The organism is Streptomyces sp. NPDC053474, assembly GCF_044544845.1.
In the GTDB taxonomy this organism is placed as follows: Bacteria; Actinomycetota; Actinomycetes; order Streptomycetales; family Streptomycetaceae; genus Streptomyces.
Genome location: NZ_JBITXV010000008.1, coordinates 246914 through 262235, shown reverse-complemented (window position 1 = coordinate 262235; position 15322 = coordinate 246914). Strand labels below are relative to the sequence as shown.

The window sequence follows — 15322 nt, the reverse complement described above, 5'->3', positions numbered from 1 at the left end:
GAAGACCGGAGTTGCAACCCCCTGCAACTCTGGCGAACAGTCGTGCGGTGTCCAAAACTTGGCAGCACGCCGCCTCGCGCGGCGCCCGTCCCGACGGGGACCTGAAGACCGGGGGTGGTGCCGTGTCGGCGCAGCACCACCCCCGTGACAGGGCCGCTCAGCGGCCCGCGGCCGCCCGTCAGAGGTGCACGGCCGCCCGCTCCACGACCGCCCCCAGGTCCAGGCTGTGCGGCAGCGTGCCGAACGCCGCGCCCCAGTCCCCGCCGAGCCGCGAGGCACAGAACGCGTCCGCCACGGCGGGCGGCGCGTACCGCACGAGCAGCGAGCCCTGGAGCACGAGCGCCATCCGCTCGACGAGCCGCCGCGCCCGCCCCTCGATGCCCTCCAGGTCGGCGAGCTCGGTCAGCAGGTTCTTGATCGCCGCGTCCAGGCGGTGGTCGGCGCCGCGGGCCGCGCCCACCTCCTCCAGGAACGCGTTCAGGGCCAGCGGCTCCCGCTGGAGCGCGCGCAGCACGTCCAGGGCCTGGACGTTGCCCGAGCCCTCCCAGATCGAGTTCAGCGGCGACTCGCGCAGCAGCCTCGGCAGGCCCGAGTCCTCCACGTAGCCGTTGCCGCCCAGGCACTCCAGGGCCTCCGCGGCCAGCGGCGTGCACCGCTTGGTCACCCAGTACTTGGCGGCGGGCACCGCGAGCCGCAGGAAGGCCTGCTCGCGCTCGCTGTCGTCGTCGTACGCGGCCGCGAGGCGCAGCGCGAGCGTCGTCGCCGCCTCCGACTCCAGGGCCAGGTCCGCGAGCACGTTGCGCATGAGCGGCTTGTCGACGAGCTTGCCGCCGAACGCCTCCCGGTACGTTGCGTGGTGCACGGCCTGCGCCACGGCCTGGCGCATCAGCGCCGCCGAGCCGATCACGCAGTCGAGCCGGGTCGCCGCCACCATCTCGATGATGGTGCGCACCCCGCGCCCCTCCTCCCCGACCCGCCGCGCCCAGGTCCCGTCGAACTCGACCTCGCTGGAGGCGTTGGAGCGGTTTCCGAGTTTGTTCTTCAACCGCTGAAGGGCGAACGCGTTCCGCGAACCGTCGCCCAGAACTCGGGGCACGAGAAAACAGGTGAGGCCGGATTCCGCTTGGGCGAGCACCAGGAATCCGTCGGACATGGGAGCGGAACAGAACCACTTGTGCCCGACGAGTTCGTACGTGCCCTCCTCGGAAAGCGCGGTCGCGCGCGTCGTATTCGCGCGGACGTCGCTTCCGCCCTGCTTCTCCGTCATTCCCATGCCGAAGAGCGCGCCCGCCTTCTGTGCGGCGGGCCGCAGCCCGTCGTCGTACACGGTGGACGTCAGGAGCGGCTCCCACTCGGCGGCAAGCGCCGGGTCGGTGCGCAGGGCCGGGACCGCCGCGTGCGTCATCGACACCGGGCACCCGTGCCCGGCCTCGGCCTGCGTCCACACCAGGAACCCGGCCGCGCGCCGCACGTGCCCGCCCGGTCTGTTCCAGGCGGAGGTGAGGCCCGCCGCCACGGCCTTGCCGAGCAGCCGGTGCCACGCCGGGTGAAAGGCGACTTCGTCGACACGGTTCCCATAACGGTCGTGCGTGTGCAGAACGGGCGGGTTCTCGTTGGCGAGCGTCCCCCACTCCTGCGCCTGCGCGGACCCCGCGGTACGCCCGAGCAACGAGAGCTCCGCGCGGGCGCCGTCGAGGAGCGCCGGGTCGAGATGACGTTCGACCCCCTCGGCCAGAGCCCGGTCGCACGTGAAGACGTCATATCCCACCAGGGGCGGAGCCTGGTTGGTCACTGTGTGGGTGGTGGCTGCCATGCCGCTACGGTAAGGAGGTGCACCAGGCAAAAGAAACACCCGGGCGCCCACCGGGCCGCTGGAACCGGGCCCGCGCTCTTTACCGCAACGTCTCCAAGCGCAGGACCGCCTGGCTGCTTCTGAAGGACACCGTCAACTCCTGCATCGAGTACCGCATCCTGGGCCTCGCGGCGGAGGCGGCGTTCTTCACCCTGCTGTCCGTGCCGCCGCTGCTGCTCAGCCTCATCGGGCTGCTCGCGTACGTGGACCGGTGGACCGGCGCCCACACCATCGACAGCGTCGAGAACAACATCCTGGAGGCGTCCCGCACGATCCTGTCCGAGAAGGGCGTGCGCGAGATCGCCCAGCCGATCCTCGAGGACGTCATGAAGGTCGGCCGCCCGGACGTCGTCTCGATAGGGTTCCTCTTCGCCCTGTGGTCGGGATCCCGCGCCGTCAACGTCTTCATCGACACCATCACCGTCATGTACGGACTCGACGGCGCCCGCGGCATCGTCAAGACCCGGCTGCTCGCCTTCGGGCTCTTCCTCGTGGCGCTCGTCATCGGCTCGGTGGCGCTGCCGCTGATGGTGGCGGGTCCGGACGCGGTGGTGAAGCTGGTCCCGGGCTCCACGACGATCGTCCAGATCCTGTACTGGCCCGTGGTGATCCTGCTCTCCGTGGTCTTCCTGACCACGCTCTACCACGTGTCCGTCCCGGTGCGCTCGCCCTGGGTGGAGGACATGCCGGGCGCGCTCATCGCGCTCGGCATGTGGGTGCTCGGCAGCTTCCTGCTGCGCATCTATCTGACGAGCACGGTGGAGGGGCCCACCATCTACGGCTCCCTCGCGGCGCCCGTCGCCGTCCTCCTGTGGATCGGCGTGTCCGCCTTCGCCGTCCTCGTCGGCGCCGCCGTCAACGCGGCGATCGACCGGGTCTGGCCGTCGCTCCAGACGGCGGCGGCCCGGGCCGCGCAGGACCGGGTCAAGGAGGCCAAGGCGGCCGAGCTCATCGCCCGGGCCGCCGCCGCGCGGGCCGAGGAGGACCCCGACGACCCCGACATGCCCTCGGAGTTCCCCGAGCGCTGGTCCCGCTTCCTGCCCCCGGACGACGTCTCGGGCCGCCTGCGGGCGCACCACGCCAAACGGGACGACTCACCCGAGCCCTAGGAGGCCGTCGCGGGGGCCGCGTCACGCCTTCCAGGCCCCCGCGTCCGCCGCCTCGCGCACGAACGCGGTGAATTCCCTCGGCTCCCGCCCGAGCACGTCCCGCACCCCATCGGAAACGTGCGCGTTGCGCCCGTCCAGATTCGTCTCGAAAAGCTCGATCAGGAATTCCGCTTCCTCCTCCGGAATGCCGAAGTCCGTGAGCGCCGCGCCATATTCGCGCGCCCCCACCGGCACATAGACGAGCGGCCTTCCGATCGTCGCGGATATCTCCGCCACCGCGTCCCGGAAGGAGAGCAGCCGCGCCCCGCTCACCTCGACGATCCGCCCGGCGTACCGCTCACCGGCGGCGAGCACCGCGACCACCACGTCCGCGATGTCCCGTACGTCGACGAACGGTTCGAGGACCTCCCCGGCGGGGAAGACGAGCTCCCCGGCCCGCAGGCCGTCGACGAGCGGGCCCTCGCTGAAGTTCTGCGCGAACCAACTGGCGCGTACGACCGTCCAGCGGGCCACCCCGGAGTCCGCGAGCGCGCGCTCCGTGGCGTGGGCCTGGTCCTCGCCGCGCGCGGAGAGCAGGACGAGGTGGACCACGCCGAGCTCCGCGGCCCGCCGGGCGAGCGCGCCCACGGCGTCCGGGGCGCCGGGCGCGCCGACGTCCGGGAGGTAGGCGAGGTAGGCCGCGTCGGCGCCGCGCAACGCGTCGTCCCAAGTAGAGCGTTCGTTCCAGTCGAAGCGGACCTCACCGGAGCGGGACGCGGCCCGCACGGTGTGCCCCGCCGCGCGGGCCGCCTGTGCGACCCGGCTTCCGGTGCGTCCGGTGGCCCCGGTCACGAGGACCGTCAGAGCGGCGTCGGTGGTCGGGTCGTCCGTCGTGTGCTGCGAGTTCGTCGTCATGCCCGCAGTCAACCGCCGCCCGCGCCCCGCGGCCATCCGTCAGGAACTCACCCGCATGCGCGTGCGTCTACGCTGCCCCCATGGACGTACTCGCAGGCTTGCTGGAGGGCCCGCGCGCACGGGGGGCCTTCATGATCAGGGCGTGCTTCGAGCCGCCGTGGGCCGTGCGCATCGCGGACGAGGCGCCGGTCTCGGTCATGATCATGGTCAAGGGCGACGCCTGGATCGTCCCCGAGGGCCCCGCCACGGAGGCGGGCCGGGGCGCCGCCCCGGCCGCCCCCCAGCTGATCCGCCCCGGCGACGTGGCCATCGCGCGCGGCCCCGACCACTACCGCGTCGCGGGCGAGCGGGACACCGCGCCCCTCGCGGAGATCGGGCCCGGCCAGGCCTGCGCCCCCCTGAACGGCGCGCCGGACGGCCACTACGCGGCCTTCGGCCTGCGCGAGTGGGGCCAGCCCGACGGCCCCGTCCAGATGCTGATCGGGACGTACCAGATGCAGGGCGAGATCACCGCGCGGCTCCTGGACGCGCTGCCGCCGCTGCTCGTGCTGCCCACCGAGGTGTGGGACTGCCCGCTCACGCCGTTCCTCGCCGAGGAGATCGGCAAGGACGAGCCCGGCCAGGACGTGGTCCTCGACCGCCTGCTCGACCTGCTGCTCATCGCGGCGCTGCGCGCGTGGTTCTCCCGCCCGGAGGCGGCGGCCCCCGCCTGGTACCGGGCCCTCGCCGACCCGGTGGTCGGCCCCGTCCTGCGGCGGCTCCAGGACGATCCCGCGCACGCCTGGACGGTGGCCTCGCTCGCCGCGGAGGCGGGCGTGTCACGGGCCGCGCTGGCCCGCCGGTTCACCGAGCTCGTGGGCGAGCCCCCGATGACGTATCTGACCGGCTGGCGGCTCGCGCTCGCCGCCGACCTGCTGCGCGACAGCGAGCAGACCATCGCCGCGATCGCCCGCAAGGTCGGCTACGGCAGCGCGTTCGCCCTGTCCAGCGCCTTCAAGCGGGTGTACGGAGTCAGCCCGCAGGAGCACCGCACGGGCGCGGCGTAGCGTGGGAACCATGGCCGCACAGGAGCGGGGCGAGGACGCCGCCGGGTACGCCGAGCGGGGCTCGACGCTGCTGCCCGGCGCCGTCGTGTGGACCAAGACATCCGGCGGCTCCGCCGTGCTGCCCGACGGGTGCATGGACCTGCTGTGGACCGAGGGCAGGCTGTTCGTCGCGGGCCCCGACACCCGCGCCTACGCGCCCGACGCCACGGCCCCCGTCCGGTACGTGGGCGTCCGCTTCGCCCCCGGCACGGCCCCCGCGCTCCTCGGCGTCCCCGCGCACGAGCTGCGGGACCGGCGCGTGGACCTCGCCGACCTGTGGAGCGGCGCCGAGGTCCGGCGGCTGACCGCGCGCGTGGACGCCGCCGCCGACCCGGCGGCCGCCCTGGAGCGACTCGCCCATGAGCGCGCGGACCGCGCCCCGGCGCCCGACCCGCTGCTCACCCGCGTGGTCGCGCGGCTGAACGCGGGCCGCGGCGTCGCCGAGACGGCCGCCGCCGTGGGGCTCGGCGCCCGGCAGCTGCACCGCCGCGCGCTGCCCGCCTTCGGCTACGGCCCCAAGACGCTGGCGCGCGTGCTGCGCCTCCAGCGGGCGCTCGCGCTGGCCCGCGGCGGCCTCGGCCAGGCCGAGACCGCCGCCGTCGCGGGCTTCGCCGACCAGGCCCATCTGGCGCGCGACGTCAAGGAGTTGACGGGCCTGTCCCTGGGGGCGCTGCTGCGCGGCAGTACTCCCAGGGGCGCGGTCAGCCACGACGAACCCGCAGGTCAAGCGAACAGATCAACCCCATTGCCGTCCGGGTCGAGCACCACCGCGTACCGCTGACCCCACGGCGCGTCGAACGGCTTGAGCTCCGAGCGGTACCCCGCGGCCACCAGCTCCTCGTACACCGCGTCCACGCCCCCGGACGTACCGCAGTGGAAGGCGAGCCCGAGCCGCCCGGCCCCGGCGGGCGGCTGCCAGCCCGGGTGGAAGGACCGGACGGTGTCCTCCGTGTCGAAGGCCACCCGCAGACCGCCCGGCAGGGTGGTCTCCACGTGCGGCGCCTCCTCGGAGCCGGGCGCGAAGACGAGGCCGAGGCGGCGGTAGAAGGCGAGCGAGGCCGCCATGTCGGAGGTGACGACGCCGATCAGGTCGAGCCGGGGCGTGACGCGGGGTGTGCTGCTGTTGTCGCTGTTCATACCGGGAGCGTAGGAGGGGCGCCCGCGCCCGGTCTTGAAGGAAACGGACACCCCCGGGAAGGGCCTCTCTCACCGGCCCGGCCCGGCCACCGAGAAGGTGAGGGCGAACTCCGCGAAGGCCGGGCGCAGTTCGTACTGCGGCAGCACGCCGGGGCCGCACGACTGGGTGCCGATGCCGCGCTGGCCGTGGTCCAGATGGACCCACACCGTGTCGCCGGGCACGAGGTCGGTGCGGTGCGCGGCGGCGTCGAGCTCCTCGGTGCTCCACGGGCGCGCCGTGAACCAGAACGCCGGGTCGCCCACGATCCGCACCCCCGGCCCGTCGAAGTCCGTGCGCAGCTCCGCCCAGCGCACGTCCGCGCGGGCCCCGTTCTCCTGCGGCCGCAGATACGGCGTCTGCATCCGCTCCACCCACGAGGCCCACCAGCCGAGGCGGGAGGCCGCCCGGGTGTCCGGGTACGCCTCGCCGTCGCCGCCGAACCAGCGGGCTCTGCCGTACCCGGAGGGGAGCCCGAGCCGCACGCCGAGCCGGGGCAGCGGCACCTCCCAGTCGCCCTCCGGCGTCACCGAGACGGCCAGGCGCAGGGCGGAGCCGTCGGAGGTCCAGCGGTAGACGGTCCGCAGCGCGAGGCCACGGGCGGCGGGCGCCACGCGGGTGCGCACGGTCAGCGCGTCCTCGGCCACGTCGAGGCCGTCGAGCCGGTGGTGCATGCGGTGCAGGCCGAGCGCGCGCCAGAGCGGGCCGTAGCGGGTGTCGGGCTGCCACGGCGCGCCGTCGTCGTTGTCGGTGGGCGCCCGCCACACGTCCAGGCGGGGCGCGGACATCAGCGTGACGTCGCCGATGCCGCGCAGCTCGCCGGTGCGCACGTCGAAGCGGCCGGGCCCGAGGGTGAGGTCGTAGCCGCGGCGGCGCGGCCGCTCACCCGTGGCGACCGGCACGGGCGGGCGCGCGGTGACGGGGAAGTCGGCGCACGCCACCGCGTGGTCGAGGGCCGTCCAGTTGGTCTCCTCGCAGACGAGGGCCGACAGGTGCAGCCAGGTCTCGGCGTTCCGCGCGGCGGCGGGCGGCTCGGGCAGCTTCAGCTCGACGCTCTCGCCGGGTCCGAGGTCCGGCGGCACGTCCAGGGGCCCGGAGACCGAACGGACGTCGTCGTCCGCGCCGTCGCAGTGGTACGTCCACTCGAAGGACAGCTCCGCCAGATCCGCGAAGTCGTACAGATTGGTCACCCGGACCGTGCCGGTGTCCGCGTCGTAGGCGAACCGCACCGGCTGGATCACCCGCTTGTACTCGGTGAGGCCCGGCGAGGGCCTGCGGTCGGGGAAGCACAGGCCGTCGCAGACGAAGTTCCCGTCGTGCAGCTCCTCGCCGAAGTCACCGCCGTAGGCGTAGCCGAAGACGGGGTGCTTCAGGCCGTGGTCGACCCACTCCCACACGAACCCGCCCTGCAGCCGCTCGTACGTCTCGAAGAGACGCTGGTAGTCGCTCAGCCCGCCGGGGCCGTTGCCCATCGCGTGCGCGTACTCGCACAGGATGAAGGGGAGTTCGCGGCGCGCCGCCGGGCCGCCGTCCTCGCGCCGGCCGATCCGCTCGACCTCGGCGTGGTCGGCGTACATGCGCGAGTACATGTCGGTGTCCGCGCACGACGGGTCGCCCTCGTAGTGCAGCAGGCGCCCCGGGTCGCGGGCGCGGATCCACTCGGCCATGGCGGTCAGGCCGCGCCCGGTGCCGCACTCGTTGCCGAGCGACCAGATGACGACCGACGGGTGGTTCTTGTCGCGCTCCACGGTGCGGGCCGCGCGGTCCAGGAGCGCCGGGGTCCAGCGCTCGTCGTCGACCGGGTTGCCGCGCCACTGCCGCATCGTGAAGCCGTGCGTCTCCAGGTCGCACTCGTCGATGACCCACAGGCCGAGCTCGTCGCACAGGTCGAGGAAGGCGGGGTGGGGCGGGTAGTGGGCGGTGCGGACGGCGTTGATGTTGTGCTGCTTCATCAGCCGGACGTCGGTGCGCATCGTGTCGAGGTCGACGGCGCGGCCGGTCTCCGGGTGGAACTCGTGCCGGTTCACGCCGCGGAACAGGATCGGCCGGCCGTTGACCGTGATCAGCCCGTCCTGGAGGGCGACCGTACGGAACCCGATGCGCAGCGGCACCCGCTCGCCCGGCGTGGCGAGGACCCCGTCGTACAGGCGCGGCCGCTCCGCCGACCACGGCTCCACGGCCACGGTCACGCTCTCGCCGGTGGCGACGTCGACGCCGAGCTCCGGCACGGTCACGCGCCCCGCCACGTCCGACTCCACGCGGAGCGTGCCCGTCCCGTCGCGGTGGTCGTACGACGCGTGCGTGAAGTGGTCGCGCACGGCGCCCTCGGGCCGGTGCAGCAGTGTCACGTCCCGGAAGACGCCCGGCAGCCACCACTGGTCCTGGTCCTCCAGATACGACCCCGACGACCACTGGTGCACCCGCACGGCGAGCACGTTGTCGCGGGGTCGGAGGAGCGCGCCCACCGCGAACTCGTGCGGCAGGCGCGAGCCCTTGAACTCGCCCAGGAGCGAGCCGTTGAGCCACACCCGCGCACAGGAGTCGACCCCGTCGAACCGCAGCGTCGCCTCGCCGTCGGCGGGCCAGTCCGCGGGCAGGTCGAAGCCGCGCAGGTGGTCACCCGTCGGATTCTCGGTCGGCACCCGCGGCGGGTCCACGGGAAACGGATACATCTGATTGGTGTAGATCGGCGCGCCGTGGCCCTGCAGCACCCAGTGCCCGGGCACCACGACCTCGTCCCAGGCCGCCGCGTCGAACCCGTCGGCGGCGAACGACTCGTCCTGGTCCGCGGCCCCGGGCGAGAGCCGGAACCGCCAGCTTCCGTTCAGCGAGAGCACGGCGGCGTCCGACCCCGCGTACCACGCACGGGGCGGCAGACCGCCGGTACCGGGGGACACGTCCTCGTGGTAAGGGAGCTCCATACCCCCCATCAGAACGCGCCGAGCCGGGCCCGCTCAATCATTTCCCCCCGAGGGTTGTTGGATTTCTGCCGGGGCGCTTGGACGGGTGCCGCCGCGGTGGCGGGCGGGTGGCCGCCGGGTGGCCCGCGGGCGGTCCGCGGAAAAACAGGTGGCGTGCTGTCCGGGGACGGGCCTAGAGTCCTGTCCGTTCCCCGGTGGCGTCTCCCGCCACCGTAGGTCGAGTCGTGAGTGGAGGTGTGGTCAATGGCTGTCGTTGCGATGGGTGCTGCCCGTGTTCGGACGTTCGTCATCACATCCACCTCTGTGGTCTCCGGCTGACCCGATCTCTTCGCGCCGTCGTGCGCGGGCCGGGGCCGCCCTTGTGAAGGGTTCTCCCCCTTGTCTTCCATGTCTTCGTCTTCTTCCTTCTCCTCCGCTTCCTCCTTCCCGGCCGCCGGTGGCCACGCGCTCGCCGCGTACGGCTGGGACGAGGACTGGGAGGCCGCCTTCGCGCCGTACGCGGAGCGCGGGCTGCTGCCCGGCCGGGTGATCCGGGTCGACCGGGGCAGCTGCGACCTGGTCGTCACCGAGGAAGGTGTCGTCCGGGCCGACACCACGTACGTCACGCCGCACGACCCGCTGCGGGTCATCTGCACCGGTGACTGGGCGGCCGTGGACGCGCCCGGCGGCGACCCGCGGTACGTGCGCGACTACCTGCCGCGGCGCACCTCGTTCGTGCGGTCCACCTCGTCCAAGCGGTCCGAGGGGCAGATCCTCGCCGCCAACGTCGACCACGCGGTCATCGCCGTGTCCCTGGCCGCGGAGCTCGACCTCGGGCGCGTCGAGCGGTTCCTCGCGCTCGGCTGGGAGTCCGGCGCGCAGCCCGTCGTCGTGCTCACCAAGGCCGACCTCGTGCCCGACGCCGCCTCCCTCGCCCACCTCGTGCAGGACGTGGAGACCGCCGCGCCCGGCGTGCCGGTCATCGCCGTCAGCGCGGCGCACGGGGACGGCGTCGACGTGCTCGCCGCCGTCGTCTCCGGCGGCACCTCCGTCCTGCTCGGGCAGTCCGGCGCGGGCAAGTCGACCCTCGCCAACGCCCTCGTGGGCGCGGACGTCATGGACGTACAGGCCGTCCGCGACGTCGACGGCAAGGGGCGGCACACCACCACCACCCGCAACCTCATCCCGCTGCCCGGCGGCGGCGTGCTCATCGACACGCCGGGGCTGCGCGGCGTCGGCCTGTGGGACGCGGGCAGCGGCGTCGGGCAGGTCTTCTCCGAGATCGAGGAGCTGGCCGAGGACTGCCGCTTCCAGGACTGCGCGCACGTCGCGGAGCCCGGCTGCGCGGTGCTCGCCGCCCTGGAGGACGGGGCGCTGCACCAGCGGCGGCTCGACAGCTACCGGAAGCTGCTGCGCGAGAACCAGCGGATCGTCGCGAAGACGGACGCGCGCGTTCGGGCGGAGATGCGGCGGGAGTGGCGGCGGCGGGGGGCCGAGGGCAAGGCCGCGATGGAGGCCAAGCGGGGGCGGTTGCGCTAGCGCTCCCGCTGAGACCCGGCCCCCCCCCCGGGCCGGAGCTTCGTGTCCGATTTCCGCTAGCCGGCGCTCGGCACCCCGCTCACACTGGGTCGTGTGAACGATCTCGACACCAGGTACGAAGCCGTCCGCAGCCGCGATGCCCGGTTCGACGGGGAGTTCTTCTTCGCCGTGTCCACGACGGGGATCTACTGCAGGCCGAGCTGTCCCGCCGTGACGCCCAAGCGGCAGAACGTGAAGTTCTATCCGACGGCGGCCGCCGCGCAGAGCCAGGGTTTCCGGGCCTGTCGGCGGTGCCGTCCGGACGCCGTGCCGGGGTCCGCGGAGTGGAACGTGCGCGCGGACGTCGTGGGCCGCGCCATGCGGATGATCGGCGACGGCGTCGTGGACCGCGAGGGCGTCGGCGGGCTCGCGGTGCGGCTCGGGTACAGCGCCCGGCAGGTGCAGCGCCAGCTGACCGCCGAGGTGGGCGCGGGCCCCGTCGCGCTCGCCCGGGCGCAGCGCGCGCACACCGCGCGGGTGCTGCTGCAGACCACCGACCTGCCGGTCACGGAGATCGCGTTCGCGGCGGGCTTCGCCAGCGTGCGGCAGTTCAACGACACCATCCGCGCCGTGTACGAGCTGACGCCCACCGCGCTGCGCGCCGCCGCGCCCAAGCGGGGCGGCGGCCGGGCCACGCCCGCCGCGGGCATCCCGCTGCGGCTCGCCTACCGCGGGCCCTACCAGGCCGTCGCCGCCTTCGACCTGCTCGCCGACGAGGCGCTGCCCGGCGTCGAGGACGTACGCGGCGAGCGCGGCACCCGCACCTACCGGCGCACGCTGCGCCTCCCGCACGCCTCGGGCATCGTGGCCGTCGAGGAGCGCGACCCCCGCAGGCGCGGCGACGCCGGGCAGAGCGGCTGGCTGGAGGCCCGGCTGCACCTCACGGACCTGCGGGACCTGACCACGGCCGTCCAGCGCCTGCGCGGCCTGTTCGACCTGGACGCCGATCCGTACGCCGTCGACGACCGCCTCGGCACGCACCCCCGCCTCGCGCCGCTCGTGCGCGCCCGGCCCGGTCTGCGCTCGCCGGGCGCCGCGGACCCCGAGGAGTTCGCGATCCGCGCGGCCGTGGGCCGGGAGGCCGCCGCGCGGCTCGTGACGGAGTACGGCACGCCGCTGCCGTCCCCGTGCGGCGGCCTCACCCACGTCTTCCCCGAGCCCGCGGCCCTGGCCGACCGGCTGCCGCTGGCGGCCGCGCTCGCCGAGGGCGTCGTACGCCTGGACGCGGGCACCGACCGCGACGACGCCGAGCGGCGGCTGCGCGCCGTGGACGGCGTGGACGCGACGGCGGCGGCCGTCATCCGCATGCGGGCCCTGGGCGACCCGGACGTGGCCCTGCCCGGCGAGCGGGTGGACGACGCGTGGCGGCCCTGGCGGTCTTACGCGGTGCGGCACTTGCGTGCGCAGGCGCGGAGGGAGTCGGCAGGGCCGTCGGAGCCGCCTGAGCCGCTGGGGCCTTCGGTCACCGGCTGAGGCGGGTCCGCCCGGCGCGGCGCCGCGCGTGGCTGCCGCCGGTGGGGGACGGGGTGTCGGACCCGCCGCCTCCGGAGCTCCCCCGTGGGCCCGGGGCCGGAGCCGGGGATAGTCCCAACTTCGCCGCCCTGCCCGCCTCCTGACCCACCGTCACCCCGCCTCCTCCTCAAGGCCCCAGCTGTGGATGCGCTTCGGGTGGATGCGGATCAGCTCCTCGCTCAGCCGCGGCCCCAGCTCGTGCGGGCCGGTGAGCAGCTCCGCCTCGCCGCGCACCTCCACGCCGCGGACCCGCCACGGGTGTTCGCTGACGATGTCGTCCACGACCAGCGCCACCTTCGGATTGGCCTGGAGGTTGCGCCACTTCTTCGTGGTGCCCATCGCGTAGCCGCCGATGAGGATCGTGCCGTCGTCCTGCGGGAAGAAGCCGACGGGGTTGGCCTGCGGCTGCCCGTGCGGGTCGACGGTGGCGAGCCTGCCCAGACGCTGGGACTTCAGGTACGCGCGCTCGGCCGCGCTGAATTCGGTCATGGGGTGAGGCTGGCACGCGGATCCGGCGCGCGCACCGGCGCGTCGGCCCACGTCGCGGGGCCCGGGAGCCCGCGCGGTCCCCGTCACCCCCTGGCCAGCACCGCGCCCACCCAAGCCCCCACGATCAGCAGACACGCGTACAGCTCCACGAACACGTTCCAGCCACCCGCCCGCAGGGCCGTGCGCACCGCCGTCACGGCCTCGCCGCGCCCGCCGAGCCGCAGCCGCTCCGCCAGATACATCCCGCCCACGAACCCGGGCGCGGCGCCGAGCACGGGCAGCAGACAGAAGCCGAGCAGCGCCCCGGCCCCCGCGTACGCGGTCAGGCGGCCCGCCCCGGGCGCGCGCGGGCGCCGGGGCGGCAGCTGCCAGCGCACCGCCCGGGACAGCAGGAGCACCAGGGTCGCGCCCACCAGGACGCCCCAGGCCAGGCCGTGCGGGTCCTGGAGCGCCCACCACAGCACCCCGGCCCACACCAGCCACGAGCCGGGCACGCCGGGCACGAGCACGCCGCACAGGCCGAGCAGCATCACCACGCCGACCAGCGTGAGCTCCCACGCTCCCATCTGCCCAGGGTGCAGGAACGGCCGCGAAACCGCAGGTCGCGTTAGTCCCGGCGCCCGTGCCGCCGGGCCCGGCCGCTACGCGCGCTCCGGTCGCGGGGCGCCCGCCTCGCGGGCCACCCAGCCCCGTTCGTAGGCGTGCCAGCCGAGCTGGAGCCGGGTCGTCACGCCCGTCAGCTCCATCAGCCGCTTGACCCGGCGCTGCACGGTACGCAGGCCGAGGTCCAGCTGCTTCGCCACGCTCGCGTCCGTCATCCCGGCGAGCAGCAGCGACAGGACCTCCAGATCCGTGCCGTCGGGCCCGTCCGCGGCCTCGCGCACCGTGCCGCCCTCGCCGAGCCGCAGCGGCAGCGCGCTCCGCCACACCGCCTCGAACAGGCCCGTGAGGGACTCCAGGAGCCCGCTGGCGTGCACCACGAGGGCCGCGGGCTCCGCCGTCCGCGTGGTCAGCGGCACCATCGCGAGCGACCCGTCCGCGATCACCAGCTTCGTCGGTACGCGGTCCACGACCCGCACCCGCTCGGCCCGCCCGATCGCCTCGGCGATCTCGGTCAGGCCCGTCGGCGCGGCGAGGACCGCGCGCTCCACCACCACGCGGTAGGCGACGCCCCGGCTCGCCGCCTGTTCCTCCGCGTCGTTCTCCAGGCCGGTCACCGCGACCGGTCGGCCCGTCACCAGGGCGCACACCTCGCGGCTCGCGCCGAGCTGGAGCTGGAGGAAGCGCTGCGAGACGGCGGCCGCGCCCGTCACCACCTCGACCAGGTCGTGCACGGTGGGCTCGGCCGCCCTGCCCCGGTACTCCTCGGTGAGCAGCGTCGCCGCGAGCTCCGCCTGCTCCAGCTCGTGCCGCCGCTGGGTGAGCAGCGCGCCCAGGGCCACGCCGGGCGGCGCCGCCACCCAGCGCCCGGCCCGGCCCGACGCCTGCGCGGCGAGCCCGTGCCGTTCGAGCCGGCGCAGCGCCCGCTCCGTGTCCGGCTCGGCGAGCGTGAGGCGGCGCGCCAGGTCCGGCACGTCGGCCGCCCCGACCGACACGAGGGCGCGGTACGCCGCCTCGTGCGTCTCGTCCAGACCAATAGCGGCCAGCATGCGGCGGCTCCCTCCCCGATCGTTCCGGCGCGCTCCTGCCGTTCTGCCCGTGGCTGGCGGAAACCGGCCACGGCGTGAACCCGCCGCGAACATCATCACCGCACCACCCGCCGCTCTGCCAGGGTGGCCTCCTCGCCGGGCGGTCCTCCCGTGGGGGGTGGGCCCGCCCGGCACCCCGCGCCACCGCCCGCCGCCCGGCGTCCGGGCTGGTGGGAATTTCCGGATGCACCGTTTTCGTACGGCCTGTGCTGTGGACAATAGGGGCATGAGCCAGCAGGGGGAGAGGCCCACCGGTCAGGAGGTCGACTGGTGGGCGCAGTTGTACGACGAGGCGAAGGACGACACGGGGCCTGCGGCCGCGGGCGATTCCCTGGACGACCGGTTCGCCTCGGCGGCGGGCACGGTGGGCGAGGGTCCGCCCGCCGCGCCCGACCACCGCGCGGGGCCCGGGGCCCCGCCCCCCAGGGGCACGTTCGCGGCGAAGCCCGCGGTCGGTTCCCGGGGCGGCCCCTCCGCCCCGGCGGGGGAACTGCCGCCGAGGGACCCCACCGCGTACGCCGCGGGCAGCGCGCCCCGGGTGGGCCCCGCCGACGACGCCCCCACGCCACCGCCCGCCCCCGCGAGGCCGCCCGACGTTCCGGGGCAACGGGGGGTTCCCTGGGGGGAGTCGCGGGGTGAGCCGCGAGCGGAGTCGCGGGACGAGCTGCGACGGGAGTCGCGGGGGGAATCGGGAGGGGATCCGCGTGGGGAGTTGCGCGGGGAATCGCGCCCGAAACCCCAGGCGCCAAGCCCGGGACCCCCGCCTCCCACACCTGCCACCGAGCCCGGCGCACCCGTCACCGAGCCCGGCGGGCCCGCCCCCGAGTCCGGCTCACCCGTCCCCGAGCCCAGCGCACCCGTCCCCGAGTCCGGCTCACCCGTCCCCGAGCCCAGCGCACCCGTCCCCGAGCTCGGCGGACCCGTCCCCGAGCCCAGCGCACCCGTCCCCGAGTCCGGCTCACCCGTCCCCGAGCCCAGCGCACCCGTCCCCGAGTCCGGCTCACCCGTCCCCGAGCCCAGCGCACCCGTCCCCGAGCTCGG

13 protein-coding genes are annotated in these 15322 nt (G+C 74.9%); 5 read left to right on the top strand and 8 right to left on the bottom strand.

The genetic code is table 11. The annotated features are described in order from the left end of the window. Positions 1–178: 178 nt before the first annotated feature. A complete protein-coding gene (locus ACIG3E_RS20880; RefSeq protein ID WP_399618374.1) occupies positions 179–1813 on the bottom strand; it encodes an acyl-CoA dehydrogenase family protein in 1635 nt (544 codons plus the stop codon). Positions 1814–1830: 17 nt separating this feature from the next. Between ACIG3E_RS20880 and ACIG3E_RS20875 the strand changes: the two genes are divergently transcribed. Beyond that, complete coding sequence (locus ACIG3E_RS20875) at positions 1831–2961, top strand: YihY/virulence factor BrkB family protein (protein WP_399618371.1); 1131 nt, start codon at positions 1831–1833, stop codon at positions 2959–2961. Positions 2962–2982: 21 nt separating this feature from the next. On the opposite strand, the gene ACIG3E_RS20870 is transcribed toward ACIG3E_RS20875, so the two are convergent. After that, a complete protein-coding gene (locus ACIG3E_RS20870; protein WP_399618368.1) occupies positions 2983–3855 on the bottom strand; it encodes an NmrA family NAD(P)-binding protein in 873 nt (290 codons plus the stop codon). A gap of 80 nt (positions 3856–3935) precedes the next feature. Between ACIG3E_RS20870 and ACIG3E_RS20865 the strand changes: the two genes are divergently transcribed. After that, positions 3936–4901 carry an AraC family transcriptional regulator gene (locus ACIG3E_RS20865; RefSeq protein ID WP_399618365.1) on the top strand — a complete coding sequence of 322 codons (966 nt, stop codon included), beginning with the start codon at positions 3936–3938 and terminating at the stop codon, positions 4899–4901. A 10-nt stretch (positions 4902–4911) separates the two neighbouring features. Beyond that, the gene (locus tag ACIG3E_RS20860; RefSeq protein WP_399618362.1) at positions 4912–5721 is read left to right on the top strand and encodes a DUF6597 domain-containing transcriptional factor; all 810 of its coding nucleotides are present in this window, start codon (positions 4912–4914) and stop codon (positions 5719–5721) included. On the opposite strand, the gene ACIG3E_RS20855 is transcribed toward ACIG3E_RS20860, so the two are convergent. Both ACIG3E_RS20855 and ACIG3E_RS20850 read right to left on the bottom strand, forming a co-directional pair. Continuing rightward, complete coding sequence (locus ACIG3E_RS20855) at positions 5664–6077, bottom strand: VOC family protein (RefSeq protein ID WP_399618359.1); 414 nt, start codon at positions 6075–6077, stop codon at positions 5664–5666. The genes ACIG3E_RS20860 and ACIG3E_RS20855 overlap by 58 nt on opposite strands. Positions 6078–6146: 69 nt before the next feature. Then, positions 6147–9035 (bottom strand): glycoside hydrolase family 2 TIM barrel-domain containing protein, encoded by a 2889-nt coding sequence (locus tag ACIG3E_RS20850; RefSeq protein WP_399618356.1) that lies wholly within the window; start codon positions 9033–9035, stop codon positions 6147–6149. Between the two features lie 387 nt (positions 9036–9422). On the opposite strand from ACIG3E_RS20850, the gene rsgA reads away from it, so the two are divergent. Beyond that, entirely contained in the window at positions 9423–10553 is a 1131-nt protein-coding gene (gene rsgA / locus ACIG3E_RS20845) for a ribosome small subunit-dependent GTPase A (RefSeq protein WP_399618353.1), read from the top strand. A gap of 93 nt (positions 10554–10646) precedes the next feature. Then, positions 10647–12065 carry a bifunctional transcriptional activator/DNA repair enzyme AdaA gene (locus tag ACIG3E_RS20840; RefSeq protein WP_399618350.1) on the top strand — a complete coding sequence of 473 codons (1419 nt, stop codon included), beginning with the start codon at positions 10647–10649 and terminating at the stop codon, positions 12063–12065. Positions 12066–12215: 150 nt separating this feature from the next. Here the strand turns inward: ACIG3E_RS20840 and ACIG3E_RS20835 are convergent, their stop codons facing one another. From ACIG3E_RS20835 to ACIG3E_RS20820, 4 genes are all read right to left on the bottom strand, one after another. Continuing rightward, positions 12216–12593: a PPOX class F420-dependent oxidoreductase gene (locus tag ACIG3E_RS20835; RefSeq protein WP_399618347.1), complete on the bottom strand. Its 378-nt coding sequence runs from the start codon at positions 12591–12593 to the stop codon at positions 12216–12218. Positions 12594–12676: 83 nt separating this feature from the next. After that, the gene (locus ACIG3E_RS20830; protein ID WP_399618344.1) at positions 12677–13159 is read right to left on the bottom strand and encodes a DUF456 domain-containing protein; all 483 of its coding nucleotides are present in this window, start codon (positions 13157–13159) and stop codon (positions 12677–12679) included. Positions 13160–13234: 75 nt separating this feature from the next. Next, positions 13235–14242 carry a helix-turn-helix domain-containing protein gene (locus ACIG3E_RS20825; protein WP_399618341.1) on the bottom strand — a complete coding sequence of 336 codons (1008 nt, stop codon included), beginning with the start codon at positions 14240–14242 and terminating at the stop codon, positions 13235–13237. A 294-nt stretch (positions 14243–14536) separates the two neighbouring features. Continuing rightward, on the bottom strand, positions 14537–14845 hold the full coding sequence (locus tag ACIG3E_RS20820) for a hypothetical protein (RefSeq protein WP_399618338.1): 309 nt from the start codon (positions 14843–14845) through the stop codon (positions 14537–14539). Positions 14846–15322: the final 477 nt, after the last annotated feature.

Bases quoted from the DNA above. Each gene is read 5' to 3' on its own strand.
- ACIG3E_RS20880 (WP_399618374.1), bottom strand. From the start codon at position 1,813: ATGGCAGCCACCACCCACACAGTGACCAACCAGGCTCCGCCCCTGGTG.
- ACIG3E_RS20870 (WP_399618368.1), bottom strand. From the start codon at position 3,855: ATGACGACGAACTCGCAGCACACGACGGACGACCCGACCACCGACGCC.
- ACIG3E_RS20865 (WP_399618365.1), top strand. From the start codon at position 3,936: ATGGACGTACTCGCAGGCTTGCTGGAGGGCCCGCGCGCACGGGGGGCC.
- ACIG3E_RS20860 (WP_399618362.1), top strand. From the start codon at position 4,912: ATGGCCGCACAGGAGCGGGGCGAGGACGCCGCCGGGTACGCCGAGCGG.
- ACIG3E_RS20855 (WP_399618359.1), bottom strand. From the start codon at position 6,077: ATGAACAGCGACAACAGCAGCACACCCCGCGTCACGCCCCGGCTCGAC.
- ACIG3E_RS20850 (WP_399618356.1), bottom strand. From the start codon at position 9,035: ATGGAGCTCCCTTACCACGAGGACGTGTCCCCCGGTACCGGCGGTCTG.
- rsgA (WP_399618353.1), top strand. From the start codon at position 9,423: ATGTCTTCGTCTTCTTCCTTCTCCTCCGCTTCCTCCTTCCCGGCCGCC.
- ACIG3E_RS20835 (WP_399618347.1), bottom strand. From the start codon at position 12,593: ATGACCGAATTCAGCGCGGCCGAGCGCGCGTACCTGAAGTCCCAGCGT.
- ACIG3E_RS20830 (WP_399618344.1), bottom strand. From the start codon at position 13,159: ATGGGAGCGTGGGAGCTCACGCTGGTCGGCGTGGTGATGCTGCTCGGC.
- ACIG3E_RS20825 (WP_399618341.1), bottom strand. From the start codon at position 14,242: ATGCTGGCCGCTATTGGTCTGGACGAGACGCACGAGGCGGCGTACCGC.